Origin of the sequence: Streptomyces sp. NPDC052773 (assembly GCF_044547145.1) — a bacterium.
Classification (GTDB): Bacteria; Actinomycetota; Actinomycetes; order Streptomycetales; family Streptomycetaceae; genus Streptomyces.
Map to the genome: position 1 here is coordinate 307,418 of NZ_JBITZX010000008.1, position 15,910 is coordinate 323,327.

17 protein-coding genes and 1 pseudogene are annotated in these 15,910 nt (G+C 73.0%); 7 read left to right on the plus strand and 11 right to left on the minus strand.

What is annotated here, in order from left to right:
• The first annotated feature begins 51 nt into the window (after window positions 1–51).
• Window positions 52–1,611 carry an apolipoprotein N-acyltransferase gene (lnt, locus tag ACIG0D_RS20405; protein ID WP_399802630.1) on the plus strand — a complete coding sequence of 520 codons (1,560 nt, stop codon included), beginning with the start codon at window positions 52–54 and terminating at the stop codon, window positions 1,609–1,611.
• Here the strand turns inward: lnt and ACIG0D_RS20410 are convergent.
• Entirely contained in the window at window positions 1,535–2,440 is a 906-nt protein-coding gene (locus ACIG0D_RS20410) for a Gfo/Idh/MocA family protein (protein WP_399802632.1), read from the minus strand. The two genes, lnt and ACIG0D_RS20410, sit on opposite strands and share 77 nt — an antisense overlap.
• Window positions 2,441–2,450: 10 nt before the next feature.
• On the minus strand, window positions 2,451–3,707 hold the full coding sequence (locus tag ACIG0D_RS20415; protein WP_399802635.1) for an FAD-dependent monooxygenase: 1,257 nt from the start codon (window positions 3,705–3,707) through the stop codon (window positions 2,451–2,453).
• A 95-nt stretch (window positions 3,708–3,802) separates the two neighbouring features.
• Between ACIG0D_RS20415 and ACIG0D_RS20420 the strand changes: the two genes are divergently transcribed.
• Together ACIG0D_RS20420 and ACIG0D_RS20425 are read left to right on the plus strand one after the other, a co-directional pair.
• Window positions 3,803–4,372, plus strand: a complete 570-nt coding sequence (locus ACIG0D_RS20420; protein WP_399802638.1) for a TetR/AcrR family transcriptional regulator — start codon at window positions 3,803–3,805, stop codon at window positions 4,370–4,372.
• A 130-nt stretch (window positions 4,373–4,502) separates the two neighbouring features.
• Window positions 4,503–5,045, plus strand: a complete 543-nt coding sequence (locus tag ACIG0D_RS20425) for a hypothetical protein (protein WP_399802641.1) — start codon at window positions 4,503–4,505, stop codon at window positions 5,043–5,045.
• A gap of 39 nt (window positions 5,046–5,084) precedes the next feature.
• Here ACIG0D_RS20425 and ACIG0D_RS20430 read toward each other — a convergent pair whose 3' ends face one another.
• The 5 genes from ACIG0D_RS20430 to fabG form a co-directional block, all read right to left on the minus strand.
• A complete protein-coding gene (locus ACIG0D_RS20430) occupies window positions 5,085–5,618 on the minus strand; it encodes a hypothetical protein (RefSeq protein ID WP_399802643.1) in 534 nt (177 codons plus the stop codon).
• Window positions 5,619–5,904: 286 nt separating this feature from the next.
• Window positions 5,905–6,588 (minus strand): uracil-DNA glycosylase, encoded by a 684-nt coding sequence (gene ung / locus ACIG0D_RS20435; protein WP_365761993.1) that lies wholly within the window; start codon window positions 6,586–6,588, stop codon window positions 5,905–5,907.
• 89 nt (window positions 6,589–6,677) lie between these two features.
• Window positions 6,678–8,258, minus strand: coding sequence for an ABC transporter substrate-binding protein (locus ACIG0D_RS20440; RefSeq protein ID WP_399802647.1), 1,581 nt, complete (start codon window positions 8,256–8,258; stop codon window positions 6,678–6,680).
• Between the two features lie 235 nt (window positions 8,259–8,493).
• Window positions 8,494–9,246 (minus strand): SDR family oxidoreductase, encoded by a 753-nt coding sequence (locus tag ACIG0D_RS20445; protein ID WP_399802649.1) that lies wholly within the window; start codon window positions 9,244–9,246, stop codon window positions 8,494–8,496.
• 13 nt (window positions 9,247–9,259) lie between these two features.
• Window positions 9,260–10,021, minus strand: a complete 762-nt coding sequence (gene fabG, locus ACIG0D_RS20450; protein ID WP_399802651.1) for a 3-oxoacyl-ACP reductase FabG — start codon at window positions 10,019–10,021, stop codon at window positions 9,260–9,262.
• A 249-nt stretch (window positions 10,022–10,270) separates the two neighbouring features.
• Here fabG and ACIG0D_RS20455 point away from each other — a divergent pair, with 249 nt between their 5' ends.
• Window positions 10,271–10,741 (plus strand): excalibur calcium-binding protein, encoded by a 471-nt coding sequence (locus ACIG0D_RS20455; RefSeq protein WP_399802654.1) that lies wholly within the window; start codon window positions 10,271–10,273, stop codon window positions 10,739–10,741.
• Window positions 10,742–11,406: 665 nt separating this feature from the next.
• On the opposite strand, the gene ACIG0D_RS20460 is transcribed toward ACIG0D_RS20455, so the two are convergent.
• The 3 genes from ACIG0D_RS20460 to ACIG0D_RS20470 form a co-directional block, all read right to left on the minus strand.
• Window positions 11,407–11,532 carry a hypothetical protein gene (locus ACIG0D_RS20460; protein ID WP_399802656.1) on the minus strand — a complete coding sequence of 42 codons (126 nt, stop codon included), beginning with the start codon at window positions 11,530–11,532 and terminating at the stop codon, window positions 11,407–11,409.
• Window positions 11,533–11,667: 135 nt separating this feature from the next.
• Window positions 11,668–12,084 (minus strand): DUF3037 domain-containing protein, encoded by a 417-nt coding sequence (locus tag ACIG0D_RS20465; RefSeq protein ID WP_365762003.1) that lies wholly within the window; start codon window positions 12,082–12,084, stop codon window positions 11,668–11,670.
• Complete coding sequence (locus ACIG0D_RS20470; RefSeq protein WP_399802659.1) at window positions 12,081–12,845, minus strand: HipA family kinase; 765 nt, start codon at window positions 12,843–12,845, stop codon at window positions 12,081–12,083. The genes ACIG0D_RS20465 and ACIG0D_RS20470 overlap by 4 nt, the downstream gene beginning before the upstream one ends.
• 286 nt (window positions 12,846–13,131) lie before the next feature.
• Between ACIG0D_RS20470 and ACIG0D_RS20475 the strand changes: the two genes are divergently transcribed.
• Both ACIG0D_RS20475 and ACIG0D_RS20480 read left to right on the plus strand, forming a co-directional pair.
• Window positions 13,132–13,566 (plus strand): Rieske (2Fe-2S) protein, encoded by a 435-nt coding sequence (locus ACIG0D_RS20475; RefSeq protein WP_399802662.1) that lies wholly within the window; start codon window positions 13,132–13,134, stop codon window positions 13,564–13,566.
• A 22-nt stretch (window positions 13,567–13,588) separates the two neighbouring features.
• A pseudogene (locus ACIG0D_RS20480) lies at window positions 13,589–13,816 on the plus strand (pyridoxamine 5'-phosphate oxidase family protein); the annotation flags it as partial.
• On the opposite strand, the gene ACIG0D_RS20485 reads toward ACIG0D_RS20480, so the two are convergent.
• On the minus strand, window positions 13,758–14,711 hold the full coding sequence (locus ACIG0D_RS20485; protein WP_399802664.1) for a LysR family transcriptional regulator: 954 nt from the start codon (window positions 14,709–14,711) through the stop codon (window positions 13,758–13,760). The pseudogene ACIG0D_RS20480 and the gene ACIG0D_RS20485 overlap by 59 nt on opposite strands.
• Window positions 14,712–14,796: 85 nt before the next feature.
• Between ACIG0D_RS20485 and ACIG0D_RS20490 the strand changes: the two genes are divergently transcribed.
• Entirely contained in the window at window positions 14,797–15,747 is a 951-nt protein-coding gene (locus ACIG0D_RS20490) for a DMT family transporter (protein ID WP_399802668.1), read from the plus strand.
• Window positions 15,748–15,910 lie beyond the last annotated feature (163 nt).

The window sequence follows — 15,910 nt, forward strand, 5'->3', positions numbered from 1 at the left end:
CCGAGATCGTCCGCAGCGCGCACACTGGTTCCACCGGCAGGGAGGCGCCGTATGAACACGTCCGGTCAGTGGTTCGTCTCCCCGTGGCGGCGTTCCGTGGTCGCCGCGGCGGCGGGCGCGCTGCCCATGCTCGCCTTCCCCGGACCGGCCCTGTGGTGGTTCGCCCCCGTGGCGCTGGTGCCGTGGATCCTGCTGGCCCGGACCGCGCCGACGGGCCGGCGGGCGCTGTACGACGGCTGGTGGGGCGGGTTCGGGTTCACGCTGGCCGTGCACCACTGGCTGCTGCCGAACCTGCACGTGTTCACGTTCGTCATCGCGGCGCTGCTCGGCGTGCTGTGGGCGCCCTGGGGCTGGCTGGTGCGCCGCTTCCTGGGCGGAGTCCCCACGCCGGGCCGGGTCGCTGCCGCCCTGGCCGTGCTGCCCTCGGCCTGGCTGGCGGTGGAGCTGGTGCGGTCCTGGCAGGGCCTCGGCGGGCCCTGGGGGATGCTGGGCGCCAGTCAGTGGCAGGTGGACCCCGCGCTGCGGCTGGCCTCGGTGGGCGGGGTGTGGCTGCTGAGCTTCCTGCTGGTGGCCGTCAACACGGCCGTCGCGGTGCTGATCGCGGTGCGCGCCGCACGGGTGCCCGCGGTGGCCGGGCTGCTGGCCGCAGCGGCGGTCACCGCGACGGCCTGGTCCTGGTCGCCCCGCCCGGAGGTGCGCGGGGAGGTGCGGGTGGCGGTCGTGCAGCCGGGGGTGATCGACGGCCCCGGCAAGCGGTTCGACCATCAGGAGCAGCTGACCCGGCAACTGGCCGGACAGGACCTGGACCTGATCGTCTGGGGCGAGAGCAGCGTCGGCTACGATCTGGCGGCCCGTCCCGACCTGGCGAAGCGGCTCGCGGAGCTGTCCCGTCTGACGGACACGCCGGTCCTGGTCAACGTGGACGCCCGGCGCTCGGACCGGCCCGGCATCTACAAGAGTTCGGTGCTGGTCGGCCCCGGCGGCCTGACCGGCGACCGGTACGACAAGATGCGGCTCGTCCCGTTCGGCGAGTACATCCCCGCGCGTTCGCTGCTCGGCTGGGCCACGTCCGTCGGCGAGGCGGCCGGCGAGGACCGGCGGCGCGGCTCCCGGCAGGTGGTCATGGACGTCGGCGGCGGTCTGCGGGTGGGCCCGATGGTGTGCTTCGAGTCGGCGTTCCCCGACATGAGCCGCAGCCTCGCCCGCTCCGGTGCGGACGTGCTGATCGCCCAGTCGGCGACCTCGACGTTCCAGCAGAGCTGGGCGCCGGCGCAGCACGCCTCACTGGCCGCGCTGCGCGCCGCGGAGACCGGCCGCCCGATGGTGCACGCGACGCTGACCGGCATGTCCGCGGTCCACGGCCCCGGAGGAGAGCGGATCGGCTCCTGGCTGGGCACGGACGAGAGCGTCGCCGAGGTCTACGAGGTGCCACTGGCCGCCGGGACGACGCTGTACGTCCGCTTCGGCGCCTGGCCGGTGTACGGGGCGCTGCTGGTGCTCGCGGGGTGGGCGGTCGCCGAGGGGGCGGGGGCGGTCAGGCGGAGCGCTCCTGGACCGCGCGTACCACCCGCTCGCACAGTTCGTGAGTCGCCAGCGCGTCCCGGGCGCTGAGCACCTTGCCCGCGCGGACGGCGTCGAGGAAGCCGAGGACGGCCTGCTCGATGCCGCGCTGCCGGGCGACCGGCACCCAGTCGCCGCGCCGCCGCACGGTCGGCTGACCCTTGTGGTCGATCACCTCGGCGAGGTTGATCACCTGCCGCTTGGTGTCCTGCCCGGACACCTCGAGGATCTCCTCGTTGGAGCCGCTGAGCCGGTTCATCACACCGAGCGCGGTGAAGCCGTCCCCGGCGAGCTGGAGCACCACGTGGTGGAGCAGCCCGCCTTCGGCCCTGGCCCGCACGGTGACGTCTTCGACCGGCCCGGGCACCAGGAAGCGCAGGGTGTCCACGACGTGGATGAAGTCGTCGAGGATCATCGAGCGCGGCTCTTCCGGCAGCCCGACGCGGTTCTTCTGCATCAGGATCAGCTCGCGCGGATGGTCCGCGCACTGCGCGTAGGCGGGCGCGTGGCGCCGGTTGAAGCCGACGGCGAGGCTCACGCCGCGCTCCTCGGCGAGCGCGACCAGCCGCTCGGAGTCGGCGAGTTCGTAGGCGAGCGGCTTGTCGACGTACGTCGGTACGCCCGCCTCCAGCAGCCGAGTGACGATCTCCGGGTGGACGGCGGTGGGCGCGTGCACGAAGGCCGCGTCGAGGCCCTGGGCGAGGAGCGCGTCGAGGTCGGCGTGGCGCTGTCCGGCGGGCAGGTGCAGGCTGTCGGCGACGCGGGCGAGCGTGGCGGGCGTACGGGTCTGGAGGTGCAGTTCGACCCCGGGCAGGAATCCGAGCACCGGCAGGTACGCCTTCTGCGCGATGTCCCCGAGCCCGATGCAACCGACCTTCACGTGCTCTCCCCTACCGCGTGCCTGCGTCCGCCTCGTTGGCCTCGTTGGCCTCGTTGGCCTCGTTGGCCTCGACCGAAGCATACGGGGGCTGCGGAGGCCGCCAGTCGGCGATCCCGTCGAAGCCGCGCAGGACGAGCGCGGGGCCGGCCAGGGAGAGGGCGGCGATGGCCGTGTTGCGGACGGCCATCACCGCGCGGTTGCGGGTCATGTTCAGCCGGGCGACCCTGACGGCCTGGCGCGCGATCGCCGTCGTACGCGGGAGGCGGGCGGCCGAGTATCCGGCGAGGTCGTCGGCGATGGTGGTCCCCCCTGCCCGAGCGGAGCCGAGAGCCAGGGAGAAGGCGAGGACGATGGCGTCCTCGATGGCCTGGTTGCCGCCCTGGCCGAGGGTCGGCGGCATGGCGTGCGCGGCGTCGCCGAGGAGGGCGACCCGGCCGCGGTGGTAGGCGGGCAGCGGCTCGGCGAGGTGGTACACGTCGTGGCGCAGGACGTCCTCGGGGCGCGCGGCGGCGAGCACGGCGGGGATCGGGTCGTGCCAGTCGCCGTAGCTGCGCAGCAGTTCGGCCCGCTCGTCGGGGCCGCGTCCGCCGGCGGGGGTGACGGCGGCGGCGTACGCGTAGACCCGGCCGTCCTTGAGCGGGTGCGTGCCCCAGATGCGGCCCCGGCCCCAGGTCTCGTGGGAGGCGAACCGCACGCCCGGGACCGGGATGACCACCCGCCAGGTGGTGAAGCCGGAGTAGACGGGCCCCGGGTGCTCGGGGAAGAGGGTGCGGCGTACGGCGGAGTGGATGCCGTCGGCGCCCACCACCAGGTCGGCCTCCAGCTCGCCGTCGGGGGTGGTCACGCGGGCGGGGCGGTGGGCGTCGCCGGGGTCGGCGAGGGTGGCCTCGCAGGCGGTGCGGACCGTGCCCTCGGGCAGGAGCGCGGCGAGGTGGTCGATGAGGGTGGCGCGGTGCAGGAGCACCAGGGGGCCGCCGAAGCGCCGCTGGGCCGCGGCGGCGCTGGAGCGGGACAGCCAGCGGCCGGACGGGGTGCGCAGGCCGCCGTCGCCCTGCCAGGCGGCGAGGTCGCGGATGGTGTCGCCGAGGCCGATGACGTCCAGGGCGCGCAGGGCGTTGGGGGCCAGCGAGATGGCGGCGCCGACGGGCTCCAGCGAGCGGGCCCGTTCGAGGACGGTGACCTGCCGGCCGCTGCGGTGCAGGGCGACGGCCGCGGTGAGGCCGCCGATGCCACCGCCGATCACGACGGCACGCGTGGGCTGTGCCATGGCTCCTCCTTGTGACTACATCTGTAGTACCGGGCTCGCCCCGACCCTACTACGGCCGTAGTGAGCGCGGGAAGCCGGACGGTAGATTGATCTCCATGTCACGTGCCGACCTCGTCGCCGACACCGCCCTCGCCCTGCTCGCCCAGCGCGGGATGCGCGGGCTGACCCACCGGGCGGTCGACGAGGCGGCGGGGCTGCCCCAGGGCTCCACCTCCAATGTGGCGCGCACCCGGCAGGCGCTGCTGGAGCTGGCGGTACGCCGGCACGCGGACCGGGAGGCGCGGATCCTCGGCCTGCACGAGATGCCGGACCCGCGCGGCGGACTCGACTCCGTCGTGGACGGGCTGTCGCTGGCGGTGCACCGCTCCCTCACCGACCACCGCGATCTGCTGGTCGCGCGCTACGAACTCGCCCTGGAAGCCACGCGCCGCCCCGAACTGCGCGCCTTCTACGACGCGACGGGCGCCCGCTTCCGCGAACAGCTCGCGGTGCTCGTGACGGCGATGGGGTCCACGGCCCCGGAGCGGCACGTCCTGTCACTGGTCGCGTGGGCGGACGGGCTGATGTTCTCCTGCGCGGCGGGCTCGTTCAACGACCGGGTCCCCTCCCTGGAGGAGGTACGGGCAGGGCTGCGGGAACTGCTGAACGGAATGCTGGGCGGCTGACCGGGCACCGGCCGAGACGTCACCCTCGCGCCACGGGAACCCCGCTCACGGGGAGGGAGTTCACCCGTACGGCGGAACGCCCGCTCGTCCGTCGTCCCCCCGGCGGACCGGACCCACCATTGTTGCGCGGGTGCATCGAACGACGACCACCGCAACCCTCCTGGTCACCGTGGCCGTGTCGGCCCTCACCGGCTGTACGACGGTCCCGCAGCCACCCGCGCGGCCGGGGCCGCCCGGGCCGTCGGCCGCGCCGTCCCCGCCTCCCGCGGCGTATCCGAGCGGGCGGGCTGCACCGCAGATCGTGCAGGCACCGGCCCTGGAAGCCCTGGAACTCGTCGGACCGTCCCCACGGCGGACCCGCTCCACCCCTGAGTCGCAGCCCCCGACCCCGGCCGCCGCCGCACCCGCCGCCCGCTCCGCCGCACCCCGGACCGAGCCCCGGCCCGAGCGACAGCGCCCGCAGCAGCCGCCCCGGCGCCCGGGGTCCCGCCCCTCGACGGCGCCCCGGGCGAACGTCCCGGACGTCCCGGACCTCCCGAACTCCGCGCACCGGCACGCCGGGAAGCAGGTCCCGCAGGGCCCCGGCCACGTCTGTGCCCTGGGCAGGAAGTACGGCGGCTGGCGGCCCGGCAGCCCCGAATCGACGATCTGCGACGACACGTACGGTCGCTGAGACGGCGAGGACCACCGCAGGTTCGGGTACCGCCCGGAGTCAGGGCCGGTGCTGGTGCGGCGGCCCCCACGGGCCGCCGCCCGGGGGCTCGCTCTCCGGGCCGGCGCCGGCCAGTCTCAGCTCCAGGCGGCCGATCGCCGCGCGCACCCCGTCGCCGTAGCTGTCGTCGGCGAGGGCGTCGGCCGCGCCCCGGGCGCGGCGGAGGTGGGTGCGGGCGGCGTCCCGGTGGCCGAGCTTGATGTAGTCGGCCGCCAGGTTGAGGTGGAGGGAGGGGTAGAGGGCCCGCACGGCGAGAGTGCCGTGGTGGGTGGCGAGGCGGTCGTCGCTCAGCTCCTCCGCGGCCGTCAGGGCCCGCAGGTCCCAGGCCAGCTCGTCGGAGGGATCGTCCTGTGTGTCGGCCAGGTAGTGCGCCAGCGTGCAGCGGTGCAGCGGGTCGCCGTCCTCCCCGATCTCCGCCCAGAGCTGGAGGAACCTCAGCCGCGCCTCTTCCCGGTCCCCCGCGTGATGCAACATCACGACCTGCCCGATCCGCCCCATCACCGCGTCCGGCACCGCCTGCTCCTGCCGCTCCATCGCCACACCCCTCCGCCCGCTCGCCGTCGATCACGTCCCTCCCGACGCTAACGGCACCCACCGACAATCCGGACCAGGCGGCTCCGGTACGGCCGGAACGTCACGCACGGTCATCGCGCGACGAGCGCGACGAACGCGACGAGGGCCATGAGGGCGGCGAGGGCGGCGAGGGCGGCGACAGGCACGAGCGCGGTGACAAGCATGAGCGGAGCGCGAAGGGCCGGCCCCGGCCGCGACCGCGGATACCGCGGCCTCGCACCGGAACCGGCCCTCGCGTGGACCCTTGTCAGCCCAGGTTCGGGATGCGCCAGTCGATCGGCTCGTGGCCCTGCCGGGCGACGGCCTCGTTGATCTGGGTGAAGGGGCGTGAACCGAAGAACTTCTTCGCGGACAGCGGGGAGGGGTGGGCGCCCTTGACGACCACGTGCCGGGTCTCGTCGATCAGGGGCAGCTTCTTCTGCGCGTAGTTCCCCCACAGGACGAAGACCGCCGGGTCGGGCCGCTCGGCCACCGCGCGGATCACCGCGTCGGTGAACTTCTCCCAGCCCTTGCCCTTGTGCGAGTTGGCCTCGCCCGCGCGGACGGTGAGGACCGCGTTCAGCAGCAGGACGCCCTGCCGGGCCCACGGCATGAGGTAGCCGTTGTCCGGGATGGGCAGGCCCAGCTCCTCCTGCATCTCCTTGTAGATGTTCCGCAGCGACGGCGGAGTCTTCACGCCGGGGCGGACGGAGAAGCACAGGCCGTGGCCCTGACCCTCGCCGTGATACGGGTCCTGGCCGAGGATCAGCACCTTCACCTGCTCGAACGGCGTGGCGTCGAGCGCGGCGAAGACCTCCTCCCGCGGCGGGTAGACGGGACCCTTCGCCCGCTCCTCCTCGACGAACTCCGTCAGCTCCTTGAAATAGGGCTTCTGGAGTTCGTCGCCCAGGACCCCGCGCCAGGACTCGGGCAGCATGGCGATGTCGGTCACGTCAACTTCCTTACGGTCTGCGGTCGCTTGCGGATCTGTAGGTCTCAGAACCTACAGGCGGCCACTGACAACGCCCCGCGCGGGAGTCGTCACCAGCTGGTCTTCCGGTCCAGCTCCCACATCAGCATGATCGTCGACGGGTCGAGCGCCCGCTCCCCGCCGGAGATCTCCTCGCTGGCCGCGATGTACTGCTTGCCCTGCCACAGCGGCAGCAGCCGCGCGTCGTCGACGAGGATCTGCTGGGCCTCCTCGAACTCCCGCTCCACCTGCGCGCGGTCGCTCTCCCGGCGGGATCGGGGCAGCAGGTCGCCGGTGATCTTCGGCTCGACGTAAGGCGTACCGAGGGCGTTCTCCTTGCCGACGAAGGGCGCGATGTAGTTGTCGGCGTCGGGGAAGTCGGGGAACCAGCCGCGCCCGAACACCGGGTACTCGCCCTTCTGGTAGCCCTCGACGTACGTCTTCCAGGGCCGGCTCTTCAGGGTGATCTCGAACAGGCCGGACGCCTCCAGCTGCCGCTTCAGCTCCTGGAAGAGCACGGCGGTCTCGGAGCCGTAGCGGTCGGTGGTGTACCAGAACGTGAGCGGGACCGGCTCGGTGATGCCCGCCTCGGTCAGGATCGCGCGGGCCTTGTCGGCGTCGGGGTCGCCGTAGTCGTCGAAGTAGCCGGTGGAGTGGCCGGTGATGCCGTTGGGGACCATGGAGTACAGCGGCTCCACGGTGTTCTTGTAGATCTTGTGGGCGATGGCCGGCCGGTCCACGATCTGGGCGACGGCCTTGCGCACGGCGGGCTTGCCGGCCCACCGGTCGCTGGGGTTGAACACCAGGTAGCTGATGTCGATGCCGGCGCCCTCGACCAGCTGGAGCGGCTCGTCGGGGTCCTTGCTCTGCAGGTCGACGATGTCGTCGGCGGCGAGACCGCGGTAGGTGAGGTCGATCTCCTGGGCCTTGAGGGCCTTCACCATGGCGCTCGAGTCCTGGAAGTACCGGATGGTCACCGCGTCGTTGCGGCGCTCGGCGTACCCCTCGTAGTGGTCGTTGCGGACCAGCTCGGCGTGGTCGTCCTCCTGGTACGACTGGAGCTTGTACGGACCGGAGCCGATGATCTCCTCGCCCTCGCGCAGCGCGTCGGCCGGGTAGCTCCCGGGCGCGACGATCGACATCGCCGGGGTGGCGAGCACGAACGGGAAGGTGGCGTCGGAGGTCTTCAGGTGGAAGACGACCTCGCGCTCACCGCGCGCCTGGACCCGGTTCAGGCTGCCGAGCAGCCCCGCGGGCCCGCCGGGCGCCTTGATGTTCAGGATGCGGTCGATCGAGTGCTTGACGGCCTTGGCGTCGAGGGGGCTGCCGTCGGAGAACTTCAGCCCCTCGCGCAGCTCGCACCGGTAGACCCGGTTCGCGGTGTCGGTGAACTCGCAGGTCTCCGCGGCATCGGGCTGGGGCGTCGTCGAGCCGTTGGGGTAGCTGAGCAGCGTCTGGTAGACGTTCCGGAACAGCTCCCAGGAGCCGTCCCAGGACGCGGCGGGATCCAGGGTGGTGGGCGCGCTGGTGGTCCCGACGACGATCGGGCCTTCGTCGGCCTCCCCGCTGTCGGAGAACAGGCCGCAGCCGGTCACCAGGGATATGGAAGCGATCGCCGCCACTTGCCGCAGGCATCGGTTCCGGTTGAACACGCGCACGCTCCTCGATCTGCCATACCAAATGTCGGCAGACACTACCGCAGCAACACGCCGCGTGGACCGTCTGCGCGAAAGGTAGTTGATCACCTTTGCCATGACGACGTTGTCAGGCCCCCGGACCGTGCCGATACGTCGACACGGGCGCCGTTTCCGTCAACATCGATCCCGTCACATGCGGGGCACGAAACCATATCGACGCGGAAGCGGCGCCCGTGGGCGACCGGGAAGGTCAGGCGACACCCGCGTTCAGGAAGATGCCGCCGTCCACGACCAGGGTCTGGCCGGTGATCCAGTCCGCCTGCTCGGAGGTGAGGAACGCGGCGGCGCCGCCGATGTCGGACGGCACGCCGAGCCGCTTCAGCGGGTAGGCCGCTGCCGCCTCCTCCTCGCGGCCCTCGTACAGGGCCTGGGCGAACTTGGTCTTGATCACTGCCGGGGCGATCGCGTTGACCCGCACGCCGGGCGCGAACTCGTGCGCCAGCTGCGCGGTCAGGTTGATCATCGCGGCCTTGCTGACGCCGTAGGCGCCGATGAAGGGCGAGGGCGCGAGGCCCGCGACGGAGGCGATGTTGACGATCGCGCCGCCGTTGTCCTTCTGCCAGGCGTGCCAGGTGCGCTGGGCGAAGCCGAGCGCCGAGACCACGTTGGTCTCGAAGACCTTGCGGGCGACGTTGAGGTCGAGGTCGGCGATGGGGCCGAACACCGGGTTGGTGCCGGCGTTGTTGACCAGGTAGTCGACCCGGCCGAAGGCCTCCATGGTGCGCTCGACGGCGAGCGCCTGGTGGGCCTCGTCGTGGGCCTTGCCGGCCACGCCGATCACCCGGTCGGCGCCGAGCTTCTCGACGGCCTCCTTCAGGGCGTCCTCGTTGCGTCCGGTGATGCAGACCCGGTCGCCGCGGGCGACCAGCGCCTCGGCGACGCCGTATCCGATGCCGCGGCTGGCGCCCGTGACGAGCGCGACCTTGCCCGAGAGTTCAGTCATGGTGATGTGTTCCCTAGTCGAGCGGTCCGCCGGCGACGTACAGCACCTGGCCGGAGACGAAGCCGGCCGCCTCGCCGGTGAAGAAGGCGACGGCGTTGGCGATGTCCTCCGGCTCACCGACGCGCTGCACGGGGATCATCGAGGCGGCGGCGGCCTTGAAGTCCTCGAAGCCCATGCCGACCCGCTCGGCGGTGGCGGCGGTCATGTCGGTGGCGATGAAGCCGGGGGCGACGGCGTTGGCGGTGATGCCGAACTTGCCCAGCTCCTTGGCGAGGGTCTTGGTGAAGCCCTGCAGACCGGCCTTGGCGGCGGAGTAGTTGGCCTGGCCGCGGTTGCCGAGCGCGGAGGACGAGGACAGGTTGACGATCCGTCCGAAACCGGCGTCGACCATGTGCTTCTGCACGGCACGCGACATCAGGAACGAGCCCTTGAGGTGCACGTTCATGACGGTGTCCCAGTCGGAGACGCTCATCTTGAACAGCAGGTTGTCGCGGAGCACACCCGCGTTGTTGACGAGGATCGTCGGTGCGCCCAGCTCCTCGACGATCCGCGCGATGGCCGCCTCGACCTGCGCCTCGTCCGAGACGTCACAGCCGACCGCGATCGCCTTGCCGCCCGCCGCGGTGATCTTCTCCACGGTGTCCTTGCAGGCGGCCTCGTCGAGGTCGATCACGGCGACCGCGCGGCCCTCGGCGGCCAGTCGTACGGCGGTGGCGGCGCCGATGCCGCGCGCGGCGCCGGTGACGACCGCGACCCGCTGCTCAGTGGTGGACATTGCTGCTTCTCCTCGCCCTAGGGATGCGGCTCCTGCGGTACGCCCATCCGATGAGCGACCGCTTAGTACCTTCAGCAGACGTGACGCTAGAAGCCCTGGCACGCGGTGTCAACGCCCCACGAGCTCGTGTGATCCATTACCCGGCGGCACGGCCCGGGACATCCGTTCGGCCTATCGCCGCGCGCCCGCCGGACCAGGGCCCCCTAGCGTCGAAGGCCGAGCCATTCGTGCCCGGAAAGGAGGCGCTCCATGCGCCGTCACACCGGCGCCGCCGGCATAGTCCTCGCGATCGTCGCGACCGTACCGCTGGCAGGCCCCGCCCATGCCCAGGACGACCTCGACTGCCGTCACTTCGCCTATCAGGAGGACGCGCAGGACGTCTACAACGCCGATCCCAGCGACCCCCACGGCCTCGACGAGGACCAGGGCGCCAACGACGGCATCGCCTGCGAGGTGCTGCCGCGTCGTGGCGGCGGCCTCACCTCCTCCACCTTCGCGCCCAGACGGACCCCGGACCCCGTCGCCACGGTCACCACCGCCGCCCCGGCCCCCGTGACCACGACGGCCACCGCCACCGCCGCGCCGACGCGGGGCGTGCGGGGCGGGCTGGGCGGCGCGTCGGACACCGGTCCGGGCGCGTGGGACCTCGCCATCGGCGCGGCCTTCGTCGCGGGCGCCGCGCTCACGACCGCGTTCGTGGTGAAGCGCCGCAGGAGCTGACGGACCCGGGGGTCGCCGACCACGCCGCGCTCTCGCCTTCCGAGCAGGGGCGGCCGACCACGCCGCAGCCCACCTCCCGAGCACGGGCAGGCCGATCACACCGCACCCCACCTCCCGAGCACGGGCAGGCCGATCACGCCGCACCCCACCTCCCGAGCACGGGCAGGCCGATCACGCCGCACCCCACCTCCCGAGCACGGGCAGGCCGGTCACGCCGCACCCCACCTCCCGAGCACGGGCGGCCGGGCAGCGGCGCTCTCGCCTCCCGAGCAGGGGCGGCAGTCAGCCGACCGGGGGCAAGGCGCCCAAGGCTCTGGCAGCCGCAGGGCAGCGGCGGCACCCCAGCCGGTCGCCGGGTCAGCGCCCGGTGCCAGAGGCGCCCGGCCGCCCGGCCGCCCGGCCATCGCATCGCAGGGCTCGGCCACCACAGGGCCATGGTCGGGCCACTTCGGCGAACCACCAAGGACAGCGCGCGCCACCTACGGCCACCACCTGGGACGACGTGCGCCGCCTCCGGTGACCACTGGGGGCAGCGCACGCCACCCCCGCTGACCATCCAGCCGGCGACCGGTCAGCGCAACGCGCTCAAGCCAGCCGCCCGATCAGCGCCACGCGCTCAAGCCAGCCGCCCGGTCACCGCATCGCACGTCGCAGCCGCGCGAAGCTCACCGCGCCCAGGCAAGCGTCTGCTCCTGACCGCCACGGCCCGGCAGCCGCCGCGCCTCACCACACTGGGCCAGCAGCCAGCCGGCCTCCTTCGCCAGCGCCGCCACCCGCGACGGCAACGTCACCACACCCAGCGCCGCGCGCTGCGTCCGCCCGGCAGCCGCCCGCCTCCCACCACACCCGCCCGGCAACCGCCGCGCCTCACCACACCCGCCCGGCAACCGCCACACCGCACCACGCCATCCGGCAGCCGCCGCCCCTCACCGCACCAACAGCTCCAGCAACCTCTCCGTCTCGGCCGCCGGGTCCGTCGTGAGGCCGGTGTGTACCGGGCCGGGCTGGACGATCGTCGAGCGGGGGGCGATCAGCCAGCGGAAGCGGCGACCCGCGTCGTCGCCCGCCGCCTGGCCCGCCGCGTCGCCACCGGTGCAGACGCCCTCGACGGCGCGCAGCGCGGCCCGGACGCCGGCCACGTCGGCCCGCGGGTCGAGGGCCAGCAGCCGCGCCTCGTCGAGGTGGGTGCGGGCGCCGACGTAGGCCTTGGCCCGGCAGTAGACGAGCACGCCCGCGTTGATGAACTCCCCGCGCTCGACGCGCGGTACGACCCGCAGCAGCGCGTACTCGAAGACGTCCCGGTCGCTGCGCCGGCCCGGCCGGATGATGTGGCGCTCGGTCACTTGGTCCCCTCGATTCCGGTGACGCGGTCGTGGACGACGGCGGCGCGCGCGAGCAGCGGCCGGGCGTACGCCCTTCTCAGGTCGTCCGGCGAGTCGAAGCCGGGCTCGTCCGCCAGCCAGGCGTCCGGGATCTCCGCGGTGACCTCGGCGAGCAGGTCCTCGGTGACGCGTGGGGCGAGGTCCGCGGCGGCGGCGCGCAGGTCCGGGGCGAAGGTCCGCAGAGCGTGGTCGGAGGCGTCGTACGGGCGGGCCGCGGAGGTCTCGGCGGACGGCCAGTTGTGGTGCCAGATCATCGTGGCGCCGTGGTCGATGAGCCACAGCTCGCCCCGCCACATCAGCAGGTTGGGGTTGCGCCAGGAGCGGTCGACGTTGTTCACCAGCGCGTCGAACCAGACGATCCGCCCCGCCTCCTCGGGCGTGACCGTGAAGGCGAGCGGGTCGAAGCCGAGCGCGCCGGAGAGGAAGTCCATGCCGAGGTTGGTGCCGCCGCTGGACTTCAGCAGTTCCTGCACCTGCTGGTCGGGCTCGCCGAGTCCGAGGTCGGGATCGAGGTCGACGGTCACCAGCCGGGGCGTGCGGAAGCCGAGGCGGCGGGCGAGTTCCCCGCAGACCACCTCCGCCACGAGGGTCTTGCGTCCCTGCCCGGCTCCGGTGAACTTCATGACGTACGTCCCGAAGTCGTCGGCCTCGACGAGTCCCGGCAGCGAGCCGCCCTCACGCAGGGGCGTGATGTAACGGGTCGCGATGACTTCCTTGAGCATCGCCCCAGGTTACTGGGGTGTCGGGCGCCGCCCGACCGGGGCGTTCGGTACGGCCCGGGGCAGGTGGCGCCTCTATCGGGTGAAGAACCGCGTGGCGGCTGAACCGGAGCCGCGCGACGCCCGTACTGCTGGACGTCACGAGACATCGCCACAGCACGTGACATCACGACGGCACGAGCAGACCGACGGCACGAGCAGACCGACAGCACGAGCAGACCGACGGACGAGACAGACCGGCGGACGAGACAGACCGGCGGCAGCCGAATCAGCGGAAGGAAACCTCAGGATGGCCACGGAATCGCTTCACCCCGGGTCGGGCCCGGCCCGTCGTACCGTCATGGCGGCGGCCGGAGCGGCGGGTCTCACCGTCGCGCTGGCCGCGTGCGGGTCGGGCGACGGGGAGGGCGGCGACGACTCCGGCGAGGCCTCGTCCGGCACCGTGCTCGGCGCGACCTCCGAGATCCCCGAGGGCGGCGGCAAGGTGTTCGCCGACGCGGGCGTGGTGGTCACCCAGCCGAAGGCGGGCGACTTCAAGGCGTTCTCCTCGAAGTGCACCCACCAGGGGTGCGCGGTGAAGGACATCCGGGACGGACTGATCATCTGCCCCTGCCACGACAGCCACTTCTCGGCCACCGACGGCAGCGTCAAGAAGGGCCCGGCGACCAAGCCCCTTCCGCCGGCCGAAATCACCGTGGAGGGCGAGGAGATCAAACTGGCGTGACCCCGGGTGCCAGGGGGACGCGGGCATAGAGCTGTCCGGGACCGCCGAGTTCGTGGGCGAGGTCCCGCGGACCGGCGGGCCGCATCCCGGACTGGAGGACGTGGAGCGGCTGTTCGCGCGGAAGTACTTCGGCCTCGACGCCCTTCCGCACGACGGCCGCCACGCCTGGCTGCGGCTGGCGCCGGACGCGGTCAGGTCGTGGGACTTCCGGAAGCCGGCGGCGCTGCCGACGCCTCCGGACGGCCGGTGATCCGTTCCCCCGCCGCCCGCAGCGCCCGTACCGCCGCCCGGATCGAGGGCCGGCGGTCGGCGTCGGCGCGCCAGACGACGTAGACATGGCGCCGCACCCGCTGCTTCAGGGGCACGGCGACGACCCCGGGCGGCATCGGATGGCGGCCCAGCAGCGGGACGACGCACACCCCGAGCCCGGCGGCGACCAGCCCCAGCTGGGTGTGCGTCTCGGCGGCGCGGTGGCCGAGGATCGGCTCGATGCCCCTGGAGCGCAGGGTGAACATCAGCCACTCGTGGCAGAACTCCCCCTCGCCCCAGGTGATCCACTCGTCCTCGGCGAACTCCGTCAGGTCCACCTCGTCCCGCCCGGCGAGCGGATGGCCGACCGGCATGGCCACGTCCGCGGGGTCGTCCAGGATCGACGCCTTGACCAGGCCGTCGGGCAGCGGCATCGGCTTGTTGTACCAGTCGAGGACGACGGCGAGGTCGAGGTCGCCGCGGACCACCGCCCGGATGCCGCGCTCGGGTTCCAGTTCGCAGGAGCGCAGCCGCAGTGCCGGGTGCTCGGCGCGCAGCGCGGCGAGCGCGGTGGGGAACAGTCCGCGCGCGGCGGTCGGGAACGCCGAAAGCCGCAGCTCACCGGCCACCTGTCCGCGCTGCGCCTCCAGGTCGGACTGGGCGATCGCCACCTGGGACAGGATCCGTGCCGCGTGCTCGGCGAGCAGCCGCCCCGCGTCGGTGAGCCGGACGCCGCGGCCGTGCTTGGCGAGCAGCCGCTGCCCCACCTCCCGCTCCAGCTTGGCCAGTTGCTGGGAGACGGCCGAGGTCGTGATGTGCAGCCCCTCGGCGGCACCGCTCACCGATCCGTGCCGGGCGAGCGCGTCGAGGGTGCGCAGTCGGTCCAGGTTCAGCATCCCGCGATGCTATGCCCCAACCTTTAAGCAGCGCTACGAGATATCGCGTGCGAAATCTCGATTGTGCTACGAGATCCACACCGGCATGGTGGGCACCGTGACCACCTCCGCCTCCACCACCCGCACCCCGTCCGCCGCCCTCCCCCGCCCCCGCCGCACCCTCGACTGGCGAGTCCGCTTCGCCGTGCTGTCGCTGATCTGGGGCTTCAGCTTCCTGCTGATCAAGGTGGGCACCGAGGGCTACGCACCGTTCCAGGTCACCCTCGGGCGGCTGGTGTTCGGTACGGCGGTGCTGGCGGCGGTGATGGCGATGCGGCGCGAGCGGCTGCCGCGGGGCGCCCGCACCTGGGCGCATCTGACGGTCGCCGCCTTCCTGCTGAACGCGCTGCCGTTCTCGCTCTTCGCCTACGCCGAGCTGACCATCCCCTCCACGCTCGCGGGCATCTGCAACGCCACGTCGCCGCTGTGGGGCATGGCCCTGTCGCTGGTCGCGCTCTCCGAGGACCGTCCGACCCGGGTGCGAGTGGCGGGGCTCGGTCTCGGCTTCCTCGGCGTCCTGACCGTGCTCGGCGCCTGGCAGGGCTTCGCCGGCCTGGACGCGGGCGGCACGGCGATGGCCCTGCTGGCCTCGCTCAGCTATCCGGTCGGCTGGATCTACGTCCGCCGGACGCTCGCCGGTTCCTCCCACTCGCATCTGTCGCTGACCGGCGCCCAGTTGCTGCTCGCCACGCTGCAACTGGCGGTCGTCACCCCGCTGTTCACCACGCTGCCGACCAGTCTCCCGGTCGTCCCGCTGCTGGCCGTCGCCGCGCTGGGCGCCCTCGGCACCGGGTTCGCGGTCCTGCTCCAGTACGGACTGGTCGCCGAAGTCGGCCCGACCACCGCGCAGATGGTCACCTACTTCATCCCCGTCATCGCCACGGCCGCCGGTGTGCTGCTGCTCGGCGAGTCGCTGACGTGGTCGACCCCGGTGGGCGCGGTGATCGTGCTGGCGGGCGCGGCGCTGACCCAGGTCCGGCGCGGGGCGCGGTCGTAGTCGCGGATGCCGCCGTGGCGGTCACGGTCGCGGTCGCGGATGCCGCCGTGGCGGTCACGGTCGCGGTCGCGGATGCCGCCGTGGCGGTCACGGTCGCGGTCGCGGATGCCGCCGTGGCGGTCACGGTCGCGGTCGCGGATGCCGCCGTGGCGGTCACGGTCCG